This window comes from Stenotrophomonas sp. PE591 (assembly GCF_018320795.1).
Classification (GTDB): domain Bacteria; phylum Pseudomonadota; class Gammaproteobacteria; order Xanthomonadales; family Xanthomonadaceae; genus Stenotrophomonas; species Stenotrophomonas maltophilia.
Genome location: NZ_JAAOKO010000002.1, coordinates 272231 through 289735 on the forward strand (window position 1 = coordinate 272231; position 17505 = coordinate 289735).

Here is a 17505-nt window from a genome sequence, read left to right on the forward strand (position 1 = left end):
CTGTATTACTTGAAGGTGTACTTGGCACCGACGGTGAAATAGCGACCGATGGCACCACTGAAGTGCAGCGGGTTGTAATTGACACCGCCGTAGGTGGACGGATCCAGCGGCGCGATGCGATCGAACACGTTCTGCACCGAGGCGTTCAGCTCGAAGGCTTCAGTGATGTTCCAGCGGCCCGACAGGTCGAAGGTGGTGAACGAGGAGATCTTCTTGACGTCCGTACCGTCTGCATACGCGAAGAGGTAGGAGCCGTTCGGACCACGGAAGTCCTTGTTGTCCATCTTCGAGATGTAGTTGGCAACGCCGCTGACGCTCCACGGACCCTGCCTCCAGGTGGTGCCGAAGTTGATGCGGTCCTTCGGCGTGCCGATGCAGTTGGTCACGTCGCAGTTGCCGTGGGTACCGGCGTAGTCGACAGTCACGTCGGCATCGGTGCGCTCGAACTTGAGCACATGGCTCCACTGCAGGTCCATCTCCAGCTGACCCGGGCCGATATCGAAGGTCTGGCGGATATCGGTATCGATACCCCGGACCCGGGTCGATGCGGCATTGATGTACTGCGTGTTGACCGCCAGGATGCTGCCGGTACCGGGTACGCCATTTAGCAGGTTGTTGTCACGCAACACGTTGCCGGCGGCAATGGCTTCGGAGGTGCTGCCCTGGGCGATTTCGTTGGTGCGCTTGATCTGCCAGGCATCGATGGTCAGCGAAGTCGTGGACGTGGGCTGCAGGACGATACCCACCGAATAGCTCTTGGACTCTTCCGGTTTCAGGTCCTTGTTCGGGCGGGTGATGATGGCGACCGGCAGAGCGCCACAGTCGTCGTCGTTTGCACCTGGTGCCGGATTGCCGCCCGGGCAACGCACGGGGTCGGACGCATTGGAGAATGCTGCCAGACCACCATCGCCGTTCTCGGCGGGGTTCGGTGCACGGAAGCCTTCCGCATAACTGCCGCGCAGTGCGATCCAATCGGCCGGCGTCCACTTGATGCCGATCTTCGGCGTGGCCTTGCCTTCACCGCTCTCGTACTTGTCGTAGCGCACCGCACCGGACAGTTCCAGGGTTTCCAGCACCGGTGCGGACAGCTCGACGTAACCGGCGTACACGTTCTGGGTGCCGTCGTAGGCCGAGTAGCCCAGGCCGATGATCTGGCCCTGGTCGGTGTAGGTCTGCGGGGTCAGGCTGTTGCTGGTCTTGCGCCATTCAGTACCCAGCGCCAGGCCCAGCGGGCCACCCTTCAGGTCCATCAGGCTGCGCGACACGGTGAAGTCGAACATGTCCAGGCTCGACTTCGCACGTGCGCTGATATCCGGCGAAATGAAGTCGTACAAGGCCTGCGAGTTCATACCGGCATTGTCACCGATGCGCCAAACACCACCAGCGCAGTTTGGGTTGGCCAGTGCACAACGTACATTGTCGTAGTTGAGGAAGCCGGTGCGCTTGTTGACCAGGTCGGTGCCGGAGTGCAGATACGCGGTGTCGTAGCTCCAGTCGCCCCAGTTGCCCTTGACGCCGACCAGGAAGCGAGTGAACTCGTTGGTGTTGTTGGTTACACGCGGACCGACATCCCAGGCCGAATAGCGCAGGCGCGAGGCCTGGCCCGGAATCGGATTATCTGGATGATTCGGTCCCAGCACCGTAGCGCCGTCGCCACTGTTGGCGTTGACCGGGCCACCCGGATAGCCCCAGCCGCCTGAAACGCCAGACGGGGTGTTGCTGAAGGTGGTTTCCTTCTTTGAGTAGCCGATTTCGGTGTAGATCTCACCACCTTCACCAAAGGCGAAGCTGGCACGTCCAAACACGTTGACGTACTTCTCTTCCGGGGTGAGATCGCGATACAGCTGGTTCGGATCCCACAAGCAGCCCTGCGCCTGCGCGGATGCCTCTGTCTGGCCCGGAATCGTGGTAAGACCAGCACAACCGGGCAAAGCGACCAGGAAGGCCGGATTCTCTTCGGTCACATTGCGATCGTCGTACACCGAACCGTTCGGACCAACACCGCCGCGGGTCTTTCCACTGAGGAAAGCGCCGCCGAGGAACTGAGCGTTGTTGCCATAGCCCCACGGGCGGGTATCGCCGGTACCGATCCACTTGCGGTTCTTGCGATCACTGATCTTGATCGCGTCGGTCTTTGCGACATCCAGGCTGAAGAAGGCATTCCAGCCGTCGGTGGCCAGATCGCCGGTACCGGCGGTCAGGGTCGCCTTCTTCGCGTCGCCATCGCTGTCGCCGGACAGGCCATAGGAACCGCGAAGGATCGCGCCCTGGAAATCACTGCGCAGGATGATGTTGACCACGCCGGCGATGGCATCGGAGCCATAGATCGCCGAGGCGCCGTCCTTCAGCACTTCCACGCGTTCAACGGCGTCGAGCGGGATGGTGCTCAGGTCGGTGAAGACCTTCTGGCCGTCATCGGCCAGGCCGTAGGTGGCCATGCGACGACCATTCAACAGGACAAGGGTCGAACCCGCGCCCAGGCCGCGCAGCGAGATGCCGGCACCACCGCCGGCAAAGCCGTTGCCGAAGGTCTTCGGGATCGAGCCGGAACCATCGGCGGTCAGGGTCTGCAGGTATTCGGCGACCGTGGTCTTGCCGGTGCGGTCGATTTCCTGGCGGGTCACCACCTGCACCGGGGACGGCGTTTCGGTGTTGGTGCGCGGAATGTTCGAACCGGTAACCGTGATGCGGTCCAGGTTGGTGGCCTTCTCCTGCGCGAAGGCGGAGGTGGAAGCCACGGCGCCAACCAGCAGCAATGTGCCGCCGGTAAGGATGTGGGTGATGGACGATGCCAGGGTGCAGCGGCGGCGGCTGGCGGGCCGTTGGATCAGGTGTTTCACAGCTTCTCTCCTAACTGGAAAACCGTAGCGTTGAGGGCTGTCTCCGGAGTGTCCGGGACGGGCCAATCTAGGTTTCCGACGGGTGACGAAGTCGTGAAATTTTGCTTAATCCGTAACGTTTGAACTGGAACTTTGCCGAGTTTGGCAGTTCGGTCCCGAAGGCCGGTCCGACAGGCGGTCGGACCGGCCCGGGTCGTCAGTCCGGCAACGAGAACTGCACCGGCACCAAACCGATGGCCGGTACCGCTACACCATCACGCTGGGCCGGTTCAAAGCGCCAGCGCTTGAGCACCTGTTGGCGTGCAGCCTGGTCCAGGTGGCGGGAGCCACTGCTGCGCTCGATGCTGACCGCGACCGGCTGGCCGCCGCTGTCGACCTCCACCCGCAGCAGCACCGTGCCCTGCTCATGATTGCGCAGTGCGGCGACCGGATAGGCCGGTGGCGGGGCACTGCGGTATTGCAGCTGGGCGCCGGCCAGCGGTGCATGGGTGTCGATGCTCGGCGCGAGTTGCGGCGGGGCCGGTTCGGCGGCCGGCAGCATGATGCCCTGCGTTTCCTCCACGGTCGCGGTTGGGGCCGGCAGTGGCGGTGTCGCCGGCTGTGCCTGCGGTTTCGGCACGACCCGGGCGACTTCCTCCGGTTCCTGCAGCACCGGTGGGGGCGGCGTTGGCGGGATCTTCTCGATCAGCCTGACCGTGGTCTTGTCACGCGGGACCTGCACGGCCTGGTAGGTCGCCGGAATCAGCAGCAACAGGAACGCGAGCAGGTGCAGGGCGATGGCCGCGCTCCAGGCGGCAACGCGGGCGGGGTCGAAGTGCGGGGATGCAACGGGATACGTACGAACCATGGTCCACCTCCATGCCAGTGACGAAGTCCTCAACGCACCAGGGCCCGTGGCGGGGTTGCCGCACGCGGCTGGCAGCCAATCATTAACGCCAGGCCCCGGCCACTGCCTAGAGGCAGGGGCAGGATCGTTGGGCTGGCCTTCAGCCAGCCGCCCCGGCCCATGAAAAAGGCGGGCCCCTGCGGGACCCGCCTCTGTCTACCGGAACGGATGGGATCAGCGACCCAGCTCGAACACCACGTCCAGATTGACCGACACAGTGGATTCGCCCGGGGCGACCGGCGTGGCCTTGTCCATCGCCGCGCCGGCGGCCATGGTCCGCATCATCGGCATCGGGCGGTAACCACCCCCGGCATTCTCGGAGATGCTGACGATGCGGCGCACCTGAAGGCCGAGCGACTTGGCATAGGTCTGGGCGCGGGCCTGGGCCTTCTTCAGCGCGGCCAGGCGCGCTTCGTCATAGACCGGTTCCGGCTGGTCGATCTCGAAGCTGGGGCCGTTGATCTGGTTGGCGCCCTGAGCGGCCAGCGCGTCCAGCACCTTGCCGAGCTTGGCGATGTCACGGACCTTCAGGCTGACCGTGTTGCTGGCCTGGTAGCCGGTGATCTTCGGCGCTTCGTTGTCGGCATAGCGGTACTGCGGATTGAGGCTGACGCCGCTGGTCTGCACGTCGCGCTCGGCGATGCCGGCGGCCTTGATCGCGGCCAGTACCTTGTCCATCTGCTGGGCGTTCTGGCGCATGGCGCTGTTGCCATCGGCGGCCTGGGTGACCACACCGGCCGACAGGGTGGCCACGTCCGGTACGCGGGTGGCTTCGGCATTGGCCGAGATGTTCAGCAGCGTGCCTTCGGCCGCGGCGGCGATCGACGGCGACGACGGGGCGGCATGGGCAGTCATCGAGGTTCCAAGGGCGAGGGACAGGGCAAGCAGCAGCGGGGTGGCGGTCAGGCGCATGGAGAACTCCTTGTTGTGCCGTTGAGGGTGGTGTCGTAGCGATGAACGCGCTGTGAGCCCGTTCGGGGTTCAACGCGTTCCGGGACGGGTTGCCGACGATTCAGGTGGCGGCCTCAGGTTATGCTGTGCCGATGCTCTATCTTGCTTCCCGCTCCCCCCGACGCAACCAGTTGCTGGCCCGACTCGGACGCCCCTTCCAGGCCCTGGACCTGGAGGTCGTCGAGCAGCGCGCGCCCGCTGAAAGCGCCGAACAGTATGTGTGCCGGGTCGCCGCCGACAAGGCGCGCGCCGGCCTGGCCCGGGTGCTGGCCGATGATCCGCAGGCGCGGGTGCTCGGCTCGGACACCGAGGTGGTGCTGGACGGTGAAGTGTTCGGCAAGCCGGCCGACGCCGCCGGCGCCCGCGCGATGCTGGCGCGCCTGGCCGGGCGCACCCACCAGGTGATGACTGCGGTGGTGGTGGTCGGCGCCGACGGGCTGGACAGCGAACTGGTCATTTCCGAAGTGACCTTCGCCCCAATCGCCGCCGCCGACATCGCCGCCTATGTCGCCACCGGCGAGCCGTTGGACAAGGCCGGGGCCTACGCCATCCAGGGCGGGGCCGAGCGCTGGATCGAACATCTTTCCGGCAGCTACTCCGGCGTCATGGGGCTGCCATTGCTGCATACCGATCGTCTGCTGGCGCGCTGTGGCGTGCCGGCCCCCACTGCCGATGCCGCCAGGGAGGCTGCCGATGTCTGAGGAAATCCTGGTCAATGTGACCCCGCGCGAGACCCGGGTCGCGGTGATCGAGAACGGCATGCTGCAGGAACTGCACATCGAGCGCGGTTGGCGCCGGGGTGTGGTCGGCAACATCTACAAGGGCAAGGTGCAGCGGGTCATGCCCGGCATGCAGGCCGCGTTCGTCGAGGTAGGCCTGGAGCGCGCCGCGTTCCTGCACGCCAACGACGTGGTGCGCCCGGCCCCGGTGGCCAGTGCAGACACCGAGAACACGACCCTGCCGCCGCCGGCCAGCGTGCCCATCGTCGAGCTGCTGCGTGACGGCCAGGACATCGTGGTGCAGGTGGTGAAGGACCCGATCGGCACCAAGGGCGCACGCCTGACCACCCAGATCAGCATTCCGTCGCGCTACATGGTGCTGCTGCCGCAATCCAAGGTGGTGGGGGTGTCCGCGCGCATCGAGGATGAAGCCGAGCGCGCCCGCCTGAAGGCCCTGGTGACCGAGCTGTCTGCGCAGCATGGCGGCTACGGCTACATCGTGCGTACCAATGCCGAGGGCCAGCCGGCCGAGGCCATCGCCGAGGACATCGCTTACCTGTCGCGGGTCTGGAACGTGGTCGAGCGCCGCGGCCGCGAAGCGGCCTCGTGCAGCAACATCTATGAAGACCTGAGCCTGCCGCTGCGTTCGGTGCGCGACCTGATCCGCAAGGACGTGGACAAGGTGAAGGTGGACTCGAAGGAAACCTTCGCGCAGCTGCAGGCGTTCGTCGCCAAGTACATGCCGGTGCTGGCCGAGAAGCTGGAACTGTATTCAGGCGATCGCCCGATCTTCGACATGTTCGGGGTGGAGGACGAGATCGGCCGTGCGCTGGACAAGCAGGTGCCGCTGAAATCCGGTGGTTACCTGGTGATCGACCAGACCGAGGCGATGACCACCATCGACGTCAATACCGGTTCGTTCCTCGGCCAGCGCAACCTGGAAGAGACGGTGTTCCGCACCAACCTGGAAGCGGCACAGGCCGTGGCCCGCCAGCTGCGCCTGCGCAACCTGGGCGGCATCATCATCATCGACTTCATCGACATGGACGATGCCGAGCATCGCCGCCAGGTGCTGCGCACCCTGGAAAAGGCGCTGGCCCGCGACCATGCCAAGACCACGGTGTACGACTTCTCTCCGCTGGGGCTGGTGGAGATGACGCGCAAGCGCACGGTGGAAAGCCTGGAGCGCCAGCTGTCGGAAACGTGCCCGCAGTGCAGTGGCCGTGGCAGCATCAAGACCACCGAAACGGTGACCTACGAGATCTTCCGCGAGATCACCCGTGCCGTGCGCCAGTTCGATGCCGCACGCCTGCTGGTGATCGCCTCGACCAAGGTGGTCGCGCGCATCACCGACGAGGAATCCTCGGCGGTGGCCGAGCTGGAGGAATTCCTCGGCAAGAGCATCCGCTTCCAGGCGGACGAGCAGTACCTGCAGGAGCAATTCGATGTCGTTCTGCTCTGATCCTCGCCGGCCGCAGGCCGGCGGTGGCCGATGAGCGCGCCGCCGCGCCTGCGACTGCGAAGGATCCGCCGTCATTTCATTGCCGCCTGCGCGGTAGGCCTGGTCGGGCTGGCACTGCTGGTGGGTACCCTCAGCCAGCTGCTGCCGCTGGCCGAGCGTCACCCCGACAGGATTGCCGCCTGGCTGAGTGAGCGTGCCGGCCAGCCGGTGCATTTCGACCAGCTGCAGACGGCCTGGACCCGGCGTGGTCCGCTGCTGCAGCTGAAGGGCCTGCGCATCGGCGCCGGTCAGGGCCTGGCCATCGGCGAGGCCGAAGTGCTGGTGTCAATGTACAGCGGGATGCTGCCTGGTCGCTCGCTGACCGAGCTGCGCCTGCGTGGCCTGGCGCTGGACCTGCAGCAGGGCGAGGACGGCCGCTGGTCGGTGCGCGGCCTGCCACAGTCCAACACCGGCGGTGACCCGCTGGACGCGCTGCGCCGGCTGGGCGAGCTGCAGGTGATCGATGGCCGCCTGGGTGTGCATGCACCGGGACTGGGTATCGATACCACCCTGCCGCGTATCGATCTGCGCCTGCGCGTCAATGGCGACCGCCTGCGTGTGGGCGTGCGTGCCTGGGCGCAGACCGATGCCCTGCCGCTGACCGCAGTGCTGGACGTGGACCGCGCGCGCGGCAACGGGCAGGCCTGGCTGGGTGCCGATCCTGTTGATTTCCACGCCTGGTCGCCGTTGCTGGCAGCTGGTGGCGTGCGCCTGCGCGAAGGCAAGGGTGAGCTGAACCTGTGGCTGACCCTGCGCGACTTCGCGCCGGTGGCGCTGACCACCGATTCGGACCTGCGTGACGTGCGCGTCGACGGTGCACCGATGCCCGACGTGGCAACGCCACAGTTGCAGCTGCAGCGCTTGCAGGCGCGCCTGCGCTGGCAGCGTCAGGCCGATGGTTGGGCGCTGCAGGTACCGCGCCTTCGTTTGAAGACCGAAGACGGCGAACAACAGCTCGATGGCCTGCAGTTGCAGGTTGGCAGGCAGCTGCGGGTGAGTTCCGGCGAAGTACAGGCCGGTACGGCGCTGCGTGCGCTGGCGCTGAGTGATCGCCTCGAGCCAGGCCTGCGCCATTGGTTGTTCCTGTCCAAACCGCAGCTGGATGTGCGAGAGCTGCAACTGGCCGGCGAACGTGATGGCCCGTTGCGGGCACAGGGCGAGCTGCAGTCGCTGGGCTTTGCCAGCGTTGGCAATTCTCCGGGTCTGCGCGGCCTGGGGGGACATTTCGAGGGCGACGCCGATGGCTTCAGCCTGCAGCTGCAACCGCAACGGCAGCTGCAGTTCGATTGGCCCACCGGCTTCGGCGTGCGGCACGACCTGCACCTGGCGGGCCAGATCGTGGGCTGGCGTGACGAGGGCGGTGGCTGGCGTATCGGCACTGCGGCGATGCGCGTGGAAGGCACCGACTACGCGGCCGATGTGCGCGGTGGTGTCTGGTTCCAGGGCGACGGCACGCGGCCCTGGCTGCAGTTGGCGGCCAAGCTGGACGATGTGCCGATGACGGCGGCCAAGCGCTTCTGGATCCACTCCAAGATGAGCAAGGGCGCCACCGACTGGCTGGACATGGCGCTGGCCGGCGGCCAGGTGCGCAATGGCATCGGCCTGGTCAGCGGTGACCTGGACGATTGGCCGTTCGACAACAACGATGGCCGCTTCGAGGCCACCGGCCATATCACCAACGGCGACATCCGCTTCCAGCACGACTGGCCGCTGATGCGCCAGGTCGACGCCGATATCGCCTTCATCGGCCCCGGCTTCGACATGCATGGGCGCGGGGACCTGGCCGGTGTAGCGGTGCAGAAATTCGAGGCGGGCATCCAGGACTTCGGGCAGCAGCCGCTGTACGTGCGTGCCGATGCGCAGAGCGAGGCCGGCAGACTGCTGGCAATGCTGCGGCAGAGCCCATTGCACAAGGACTATGGCGACACCCTGGACAACCTCACGGCTGCGGGCCCGGCGCATGTGACCTTCGACCTGCTGCAGCCGCTGCACCACGATGAAGGCGGCGGTCACCTGCAGGGCACGGTCGACCTCAATGGTGTGAAGCTGGTGGACAAGCGCTTCCAGCTGGCCTTCGACAACATGCATGGGCAGGCGCGCTACAGCAATGGCGGCTTCGGTGCCGAGGAACTGGCGGTGCGCCACCTCGGCCAGGACGGCCGCTTGAGCCTGCGTGCCGGCGGCTACGTGCACGACAGCAGGCTGGCGTTCGAGTCGCAGCTGACGGCCAACCTCGACGCCGGTGTGCTGATTGACCGCGCCCCGGAAATGGCGTGGCTCAAGCCCTATATCGCGGGTAACTCGCCCTGGACCATCGCGGTCAACCTGCCCAAAGTCGCACCGGGAGCGCCCGCACCGCCCAGCGAACTGCGCCTGAGTTCGGATCTGGTAGGAACCCGCCTGGACTTGCCGGCACCGCTGGACAAGCCGGCCACCGAGCCGCTGGCGACCACGGTGGCCGCGCAGCTGCCGATGGGCGCTGGTCGCATCGATGTGGCCTTTGGCCAGCGTCTGGCCCTGGCCGCGCGCAGCCACAACAACCACACCGGTGTGCAGGTCACCCTGGGCAGCGACCATGCCGATCGCGAGCCGCCGCCCAGCGGACTGTCCGTCAATGGCCGCAGCCCGACTCTGGATGCGCTGGAGTGGATCAGTCTGGCCCGTGGTGGCAACGACGATGACGGCATGCCGCTGCGTGCAGTGGACGTGCAGGTCGGCAAGCTGATGCTGATCGGCGGCGTCTTCGAGCAGACCCGGTTGCAGCTGCAGCCGGGAGCGCAGGCGCTGGACGTGCGCCTGGATGGACCTTCGCTGGCCGGTCGCCTGACCGTACCCAACGCCGAAGGAGGCACCATCAGTGGCCGACTCGACCGTGTGCACTGGCAGTCGCTGCCGCCGGCGCCGGGCGCGGCCGCGCCAGCCCGGGTGCAGGCCGGCGCCAACGACATGGACCCGGCCAAGCTGCCGCCGTTCGCGCTGGACATCGCCGACCTGAAGTTCGGCAAGGTGGTGCTGGGCCAGGCGGTGCTGCGTACGCGGCCGCTGGCCAATGGCCTGAACGTGGACGAGCTGCGCTTCCGCGCGCCCGATCAGGAGATCGACATCAGCGGTCGCTGGCTGGGTCGCACCGGTGGTGCCCGCACCGAGCTGACCGCGCAGGTGCGCAGCGAGGACCTGGGCGGCCTGATGCAGAACCTCGACTACGGCGGCCAGCTGCGTGGCGGCTCTGGCCAGGCGCAGCTGCAGGCCTCCTGGAGCGGGGGGCCATCGGACTTCCAGCTGGCCAATCTGCAGGGCAGCCTTGATCTGCACGCGCGTAATGGCCAGCTGCTGGAGCTGGAGCCGGGCGCTGGCCGTGTGCTGGGCCTGCTCAGCGTGACCCAGCTGCCGCGGCGCCTGATGTTCGACTTCCGCGACTTCTTCTCCAAGGGCTTCGCGTTCAACCAGGTCGACGGCAGCGTTCAGTTCGGGCAGGGCATGGCCCGCACCGACAAGGTACTGATCGAGGGCCCGGCGGCGAACATCACCATCCGCGGCCAGGCCGACCTGCGCAACCAGCGGTTCGACCAGACCATCGATGTCAACCCGCGCGCCGGCAACCTGCTGACGGTGGTCGGCGCGGTGGCCGGTGGCCCGGTGGGCGCGGCGCTCGGCGCGGCCACCAATGCGGTACTGTCCAAACCGCTCGGCGAGATCGGCGCCCGCACCTACAAGGTGACCGGTCCATGGAAGGAGCCGAAGGTGGAAGTGATCGAACGCAGCCGCGACAAGACCCCGCCAGCGCCCGCTCCGCGCCCGGCCCCGGCCGTTCCGCCGCCCGTTACCGACCTGCCACGCTCACGCTGAGCGTGGACCTCCTGTTCACGGGGCTTGCCTGACCGCCCCAGCACCCCCAGATCGAGAACCATGACTGATATCGCCCTGACGCTTGCCCAAGATCGCCTGCTGCGCCCCGGCGGGCTGGATACCGATGGCCTGGAGCGCACCTTCGGCCAGCTGCTCGGCCCCGGTGTGGACTTCGGCGACCTCTATTTCCAGCACGCCCGCCGCGAGAGCTGGAGCGTGGAAGACGGCATCGTCAAGGACGGCGCCCATTCCATCGAGCAAGGCGTGGGCGTACGGGCGATGTCCGGCGAGAAGACCGGATTCGCCTACTCCGACGACATCCATGCCGACGCGCTGCTGGCCGCGGCGCAGTCGGCGCGTGCGATTTCGCGCGAGGGTGGCGCGCAGTCCGGGCGCTCGCTGCTGCGTGGCAATTCACGCGCGCTGTATCCGGCGCTGGATCCCATCGATGGCGTCGGCAACGAGGCAAAGGTCGAGGTGCTGAAGCGCCTGGACGGCTACCTGCGTGCCGCCGACCCGCGCGTGAAGCAGGTGATGGTGAGCCTGTCCGGCGGCGTGGACACGGTGCTCATCGCGCGCAGCGACGGCGTGCTGGGCGCTGACGTGCGCCCGCTGGTGCGCCTGAACGTGCAGGTGATCGTCGAGCACAACGGCCGCCGCGAGTCCGGCTATGCCGGTGGCGGTGGCCGCTATGGCTACGGGGAACTGTTCGCTGATGGCCGCCCGGAAGCGTTTGCGCGCGAGGCCCTGCGCCAGGCGCTGGTGAACCTGGACGCCGTGCCGGCGCCGGCCGGCGTGATGCCGGTGGTACTGGGACCTGGCTGGCCCGGCGTGCTGCTGCATGAAGCGGTCGGCCACGGCCTGGAAGGCGACTTCAACCGCAAAGGCACCAGCGTGTACGCCGGCCGCATCGGCGAACGCGTGGCGGCACCGGGCGTGACCATCGTCGACGATGGAACCCTGGACGGGCGTCGCGGTTCGCTCAACATCGACGACGAAGGCCACCCGAGCCAGTGCACCACGCTGATCGAGGACGGCATCCTGGTCGGCTACATGCAGGACAGCCTCAACGCACGCCTGATGGGCATGGCACCGACCGGCAACGGGCGTCGCGAATCGTTCGCGCACCTGACCATGCCGCGCATGACCAATACCTACATGCGCGCCGGCCAGCACGACCCGCAGGAAATGATCCGCTCGGTGAAGAAGGGCCTGTATGCAGTGAACTTCGGCGGCGGCCAGGTCGACATCACCAGCGGCAAGTACGTGTTCTCGGCCACCGAGGCCTACCTGATCGAGGATGGCCGCATCACCGCGCCGGTGAAGGGGGCGACCCTGATCGGCAACGGTCCGGAAACCATGCAGAAGGTGCGCATGGTCGGCAACGACCTGGCCCTGGACGAGGGCGTGGGTATCTGTGGCAAGGACGGGCAGAGCGTGCCGGTGGGTGTCGGCCAGCCGTCGCTGTTGATCGAGGGCATCACCGTCGGCGGTACCCAGGCCTGAGCCGGGCGATGGCCAGCGCCACCGCCCGCTCCAGCGCGGACTCAGTCCTCGTCGGCCTCGTCGGCTTCGACGTGGCCAGCGTCTTCGGCGCTGGCCTTCAGGCCGAGCGCCGCCGGCAGCATCAGTGCGCGCAGCACCTGGTAGATCTCGCGATAGGCACGCGGCGGCTTGTTCTTCGCCTTCTCGGCCTGCGCATTGCGCACCAGCGTGCGCAGCTGCTGGCGGTCGGCCTGCGGATAATCGTCCAGCAGGGCGGCCAGCGCCTTGTCACCTTCGGCCAGCAGGCGCTCGCGCCAGTCTTCCACGCGGTGCATCATCGCCACTTCGCGGCGGCCGGTTTCGCTGTTGGCATCCAGCGCATCGCGGATCGCATCCAGCGTGGCTTCTTCTTCGCGGCGCATGTGCTTGGCCAGGAACGCCAGCTGGCGCTTGTGGGCGATGTGCGCGGTGATGCGCTTGCACTCGGCGATGTGCGGCAGCAGGTCTTCCGGGATCGGCAGGCGCGCCAGCTGGGCCGGTGTCAGCGACACCAGTTTTTCGCCCAGGGCCAGGACGTCGAGCGCGTCGCGCCGGTTCTGGCTGCGGCTCTTGTCGTGGAATTCACCGGTTTCTTCGTCGCGTCCGCGCATCGTCCATACCTGATTTCAAAAAAAGTCGCCCGGCGTGATGCCGGGCCCAACCCGTACAGGATAAAGCATTGAACGTGATCGCCCCTGAAGCCGCCGTCGGCGACGACAGCCCGGCCCGGCTGGAACGGCTGGCCGACCTCTCCCAGCAGCTGCTCGACCGCGCCCGCGCGCTGGGTGCCAGCCAGGCTGAAGTCAGCTGCAGCGAAGACCGCGGGCTGGAGGTGAATGTCCGCCTCGGCGAGGTCGAAACCGTGCAGTCCACCCGCGACCGCGGCATCGCCGTCACTGTGTATTTCGGCCACCGCAAGGGCAGCGCCAGCACCGGCGACCTGAACGAGGCCAGCCTGGCGGCCACGGTCGAGCAGGCCTGCGCCATCGCCCGGCATACCGAAGATGACGCGGCCGCCGGCCTGGCCGAGGCGGCCCTGATGGCCACCCACTTCCCGGACCTGGACGGCTGGCACCCGTGGGCGCTGCAGGCCGACGAGGCGGTGGACCTGGCCCTGGCTTGCGAAGCCGCAGGCCGTGAGGCCGATGCGCAGATCCGCAATTCCGACGGCGCCTCGGTGTCGAGCATGCAGAGCCTGTCGGTCTATGCCAATTCGCATGGTTTCATCGGCCGTGAGCGCGGCACCCACCATTCGGTCGGTTGTGCGCTGATCGCCGGGCAGGGCGATGGCATGCAGCGTGACGGCTGGTACACCAGTGCGCTGGCTCGCGAGGACCTGGAGGACGTCGACCTGGTCGGACGTCGTGCCGCCGAGCGCACTGTCGCCCGCCTGCAGCCACGATCGCTGGCCACCGGCAGCATGCCGGTGCTGTTCGCCCCGGAAGTGGCGCGCAGCCTGGTCGGGCACCTGCTGTCGGCGGTGTCCGGCGGTGCTCTGTATCGCCAGGCCAGCTTCCTGCTGGACAGCGTTGGCCAACGCCTGTTCCCGGAATGGATGCAGATCGAGGAGCTGCCGCACCTGCGCCGTGGCCTGCGCTCGGCCGCCTTCGATGGCGACGGCGTGGCCACCCGGGCCTCGGCTCTGGTCCGGGACGGCGTGCTGCAGCGCTATGTGCTGGGCAGCTACTCGGCACGCAAGCTGGGCCTGCAGACCACCGCCAACGCCGGTGGCGTGCACAACCTGCAGTTGGCGGCCAATGCCGGCCCGCTGCAGGACATCGCGCGGCAGATGGGCGATGGCCTGCTGGTGACCGAGCTGATGGGGCAGGGCGTGAACGGCGTGACCGGCGACTATTCGCGTGGCGCGGGTGGCTTCCGGGTCGAGAACGGCGAGATCCAGTACCCGGTGGACGGCATCACCATCGCCGGCAACCTGCGCGAGATGTTCAGCAGCATCGAGGCGGTCGGCAGCGACGTCGATCCCCGCTCGCACATCCGGACCGGTTCGATCCTGTTGGGGCGGATGACCATCGCAGGTAATGATTGATGCCGTCGATGGCGTAAGCTATGCCCGCCTGACACAATCAGCTGGGTGCTGGTTGGTCAAGACCACCCAATGAAAAGGAGTTTTGTCGTGAGTGAATTCGATAACGTCCCGCCGCCGCCACCGGCCACCGCCGACGTTCCGGCCGACCAGCGCACCATGGCCCTGGCCGCGCACCTGCTGGGCATCTTCACCGGCTTCATCGGCGCGCTGATCATCTGGCTGATCAACAAGGACGATGCTGGCAAGGCCTTCGTGACCGACCAGGCCAAGGAAGCCCTGAACTTCCAGATCACCGTGACCATCGCCATGGTCATCAGCATGATCCTGACCATCGTGATCATCGGCGTGTTCCTGGCCCCGATCGTCGGCATCATCAGCCTGGTGTTCAGCATCATCGCAGCGGTCAAGGCCAACAACGGCGAAGCCTACCGCTACCCGTTCGCGCTGCGCCTGATCAAGTAAGAACGGCTGCATGGGGGATTGAAAACGCCCGGCATTGCCGGGCGTTTTCGTGTGCGGGAAATGCCCGGCCGTGTATAGCGATCAGTGATCGCGTTCCACCGCCAGCGTCGCCAGCGCGCGCAGCGCGTCGGCTTCCTCGCCATACCCGGCCAGGATCGACTGCATGCGCGCTGCGAGCTCGTGCAGCTGGGCCTTTGCGCCGTCCATGCCAAGCAGGGCGGGGAAGGTGCTCTTGTCCTGCGCCTGGTCCTTGCCGGCAGTCTTGCCCAGCTGTTCGGAACTGGCTTCGACATCGAGGATGTCATCGCGGACCTGGAAGGCCAGGCCGAGTGCATCGGCGAAACTGTCGAGCTGGGCCAGCTGCGGTTCGTGGGCCTGGCCGCACAGCGCGCCCATGCGCACTGCCGCGCGGATCAGCGCGCCGGTCTTCAGCGCGTGCATGCGGGTCAGCGCCGCCAGCGTCTGCTGCTGGCCGGTGGCATCGATGTCCAGCGCCTGGCCGCCACACATGCCGGACGCGCCGGAGGCGTGGGCCAGGGTCTGCAGGCAGGCCACGCGCAACGTGGCCGGCAGCGGCGCATCGGCCAGCAGGCCGAAGGCGCGGGTCTGCAGGGCGTCGCCAGCAAGGATCGCGGTGGCTTCGTCGAAGGCGATGTGGGTGGTGGGCTTGCCGCGACGCAGGGCGTCGTCATCCATCGCCGGAAGGTCGTCATGCACCAGCGAATAGGCATGGATCAGCTCGACGGACATGGCCGCCGCATCCAGGCTTTCCGGCTGCGCACCGAACAGGTGACCACTGGCGTAGACCAGCAGGGGCCGCATGCGCTTGCCGCCACCCAGCACCGAATAGCGCATGGCCTGGTGCAGGTGCTGCGGCGCCTCGGCAGGCGAGGGCAGGGCGGCATCGAGCTGGCTTTCGATACGGTCGCGCCAGCGCGCGAACAGAACCTCAGCCGTCATGGCTGGGCGGGTCGAAGGGCTCGGAGGCTTCCGGCTGCGCCGGATCACTGAGCAGGCGCACGCGCAGTTCGGCCTGCTCCAGCGCCTGCTGGCACTGGCGGTACAGACCGACACCACGCTCGTAAGCACTGAGCGAGGCTTCCAGGCTCAGCTCGCCGGTTTCCATCTGCTCCACCAGCTGCTCCAGCGATTCGAGCGACTGCTCGAACTGGGCGACGGGGGAGGCGTTTTCGGGGGACTTCTTGGCCATGCGGCAAGTGTGGACGGGCCGCGCGCGGGGGTCAATTCACCAGCCGCCCGGGCGCCACTGCAACTGCGCGTCATGCGCCTGCAACCAGGCCTGCAGCGGTGCGGCGATGACCACGTCGGCGGCGGCCAGCAACTGCGGGCCATCAAAGATCAGCGGCAGCTGCGCGCGTCGCCAGGGGGCGAGGTGCTCGCGTTGCAGGCAGTCCTTCAGCGCGTGCGAATGCTGGCGACCCGGCAGCAGGATGCGCTCGCCGCCCACGCGTGCACGGACCTGCAGTGGCTGTTCGAAAGCGCCGGCGCCCAGCAGGCTCAGCTGGCCGCCGTCGGGTAATGACAGCGGTGCACGGCCATCCCACACGGCCTGCCAGTCGAGGGGCAGCGAGGGCAGCCGGGCCGGCAGCAGATAGGCGTGGTCGCGCCATTGCTGGATCACGTGCTGCTGCCAGCGCACACGCGCCTGGCGGTCGATGTCGGCCGGCAACAGCTCCTCCAGCGCCTGCTGCAACACCGAGGCCGGCAACGGTGCCGCATCATGGCCCAGCACCCACGCGCGCAGCATGCGTGCCGCGCGGCGCGGCGACATCTGGCGCAGCAGTTCCAGTGACAGCACGCGCGGTGCCACTTCCAGATGCGCGATCAGCTCGGCGTCTTCCTCGTCCAGCAGTTCGCGGGTCTGCCGGCAATGCGTCGCGCTGCCCGCCAATGCTGCAGCCGCATGCGGCCAGCGCTGGCGCAGCAACGGCAACACCTGCAGGCGCAGGAAGTTGCGATCGGCGTGGTCTTCCGCGTTGCTGGGGTCTTCGATCCAGCGCAGCGCGTGCTGGCGCGCGTAGTCGAGCAGTGCACTGCGTGGTACCGCCAGCAGCGGGCGCCACAAGGGATGTTCGCCAAGGCGGCTGTGCGTGGACATCGCCGCCAGGCCATCGACGCCGGAAGCGCGCAGGGCGCGCAACAGGAAGGTCTCGGCCTGGTCGTCCTGGTGCTGCGCCAGCGCCAGCGTTTCGCCTTCGCGCAGCTCAGCCGCGAACGCGGCACGTCGTGCCTGTCGCGCGGCACCTTCGGTGCCCAGGCCTGTGCCGTTCTCGACCTGCACGCGGTGCACGGCCAGCTCAATGCCCCAGGCGTCGCATTGCTGCTGGCAGTGCAGCACCCAGTCATCCGCATCGGGTTGCAGGCCGTGATGCACGTGCACCGCGCGCAGGGCGGTGCCGGAAGTCTGCGCGCAGCGCCACAGCCAGTGCAGCAGCACGGTGGAGTCGACGCCACCGCTGTAGCCCACCAGCAGCGGCGCATCCAGCGGAACGAGGGCAGGGAAGGCGGTCACGGTGGCAAGTATAGGGTGGGGTTTACTTGGCAGGGCTGCGCCCTGCACCCGCTACGAGCCAGAGCAACAGCAACAGCAACGGCAGAAGCTGGTTTCCTGAAGGTTGGCGGGGTGGGTCCGGTTGCGGGAGACGCCGTAAACCCGTCCTTGGGGGCTTGGCCGCGGCATCCATGCCGCGGACACTCCCGCAACCGGA

At 67.4% G+C, this 17505-nt stretch carries 13 protein-coding genes; 6 read left to right on the plus strand and 7 right to left on the minus strand.

Annotated features, from left to right (window positions below; translation table 11 throughout):
- Positions 1-5: 5 nt before the first annotated feature.
- From JLDANKMP_RS06420 to JLDANKMP_RS06430, 3 genes are all read right to left on the minus strand, one after another.
- Positions 6-2840, minus strand: a complete 2835-nt coding sequence (locus JLDANKMP_RS06420) for a TonB-dependent receptor (protein ID WP_043034741.1) — start codon at positions 2838-2840, stop codon at positions 6-8.
- Positions 2841-3036: 196 nt separating this feature from the next.
- Complete coding sequence (locus tag JLDANKMP_RS06425; protein WP_212560755.1) at positions 3037-3687, minus strand: energy transducer TonB; 651 nt, start codon at positions 3685-3687, stop codon at positions 3037-3039.
- Positions 3688-3900: 213 nt separating this feature from the next.
- Positions 3901-4638, minus strand: coding sequence for an SIMPL domain-containing protein (locus JLDANKMP_RS06430; RefSeq protein ID WP_005410531.1), 738 nt, complete (start codon positions 4636-4638; stop codon positions 3901-3903).
- Between the two features lie 131 nt (positions 4639-4769).
- On the opposite strand from JLDANKMP_RS06430, the gene JLDANKMP_RS06435 reads away from it, so the two are divergent.
- Genes JLDANKMP_RS06435 through tldD form a run of 4 tightly spaced genes read left to right on the plus strand, consistent with a single transcriptional unit; the run spans position 4770 to position 12249 of the window.
- The gene (locus JLDANKMP_RS06435; protein WP_032966937.1) at positions 4770-5378 is read left to right on the plus strand and encodes a Maf family nucleotide pyrophosphatase; all 609 of its coding nucleotides are present in this window, start codon (positions 4770-4772) and stop codon (positions 5376-5378) included.
- Positions 5371-6858, plus strand: coding sequence for a ribonuclease G (gene rng / locus JLDANKMP_RS06440; protein WP_005410529.1), 1488 nt, complete (start codon positions 5371-5373; stop codon positions 6856-6858). Before JLDANKMP_RS06435 ends, rng begins: the two co-directional genes overlap by 8 nt.
- A gap of 30 nt (positions 6859-6888) precedes the next feature.
- Positions 6889-10743 carry a YhdP family protein gene (locus tag JLDANKMP_RS06445; RefSeq protein WP_212560756.1) on the plus strand — a complete coding sequence of 1285 codons (3855 nt, stop codon included), beginning with the start codon at positions 6889-6891 and terminating at the stop codon, positions 10741-10743.
- 60 nt (positions 10744-10803) lie between these two features.
- On the plus strand, positions 10804-12249 hold the full coding sequence (tldD, locus tag JLDANKMP_RS06450; protein ID WP_005410527.1) for a metalloprotease TldD: 1446 nt from the start codon (positions 10804-10806) through the stop codon (positions 12247-12249).
- Positions 12250-12290: 41 nt separating this feature from the next.
- On the opposite strand, the gene yjgA is transcribed toward tldD, so the two are convergent.
- Positions 12291-12878: a ribosome biogenesis factor YjgA gene (yjgA, locus tag JLDANKMP_RS06455; protein ID WP_005414121.1), complete on the minus strand. Its 588-nt coding sequence runs from the start codon at positions 12876-12878 to the stop codon at positions 12291-12293.
- Between the two features lie 68 nt (positions 12879-12946).
- On the opposite strand from yjgA, the gene pmbA reads away from it, so the two are divergent.
- Together pmbA and JLDANKMP_RS06465 are read left to right on the plus strand one after the other, a co-directional pair.
- Complete coding sequence (gene pmbA / locus JLDANKMP_RS06460) at positions 12947-14314, plus strand: metalloprotease PmbA (RefSeq protein WP_212560757.1); 1368 nt, start codon at positions 12947-12949, stop codon at positions 14312-14314.
- A gap of 87 nt (positions 14315-14401) precedes the next feature.
- Positions 14402-14776 carry a DUF4870 domain-containing protein gene (locus JLDANKMP_RS06465; RefSeq protein ID WP_005410524.1) on the plus strand — a complete coding sequence of 125 codons (375 nt, stop codon included), beginning with the start codon at positions 14402-14404 and terminating at the stop codon, positions 14774-14776.
- Positions 14777-14857: 81 nt separating this feature from the next.
- On the opposite strand, the gene JLDANKMP_RS06470 is transcribed toward JLDANKMP_RS06465, so the two are convergent.
- The 3 genes from JLDANKMP_RS06470 to tilS are packed head-to-tail and all read right to left on the minus strand — an operon-like array spanning position 14858 to position 17309.
- Positions 14858-15736: a farnesyl diphosphate synthase gene (locus JLDANKMP_RS06470; RefSeq protein WP_212560758.1), complete on the minus strand. Its 879-nt coding sequence runs from the start codon at positions 15734-15736 to the stop codon at positions 14858-14860.
- The gene (locus JLDANKMP_RS06475) at positions 15726-15986 is read right to left on the minus strand and encodes an exodeoxyribonuclease VII small subunit (RefSeq protein ID WP_005410522.1); all 261 of its coding nucleotides are present in this window, start codon (positions 15984-15986) and stop codon (positions 15726-15728) included. Before JLDANKMP_RS06475 ends, JLDANKMP_RS06470 begins: the two co-directional genes overlap by 11 nt.
- A 36-nt stretch (positions 15987-16022) precedes the next feature.
- The gene (gene tilS, locus JLDANKMP_RS06480) at positions 16023-17309 is read right to left on the minus strand and encodes a tRNA lysidine(34) synthetase TilS (protein ID WP_212560759.1); all 1287 of its coding nucleotides are present in this window, start codon (positions 17307-17309) and stop codon (positions 16023-16025) included.
- Between the last annotated feature and the right edge of the window lie 196 nt (positions 17310-17505).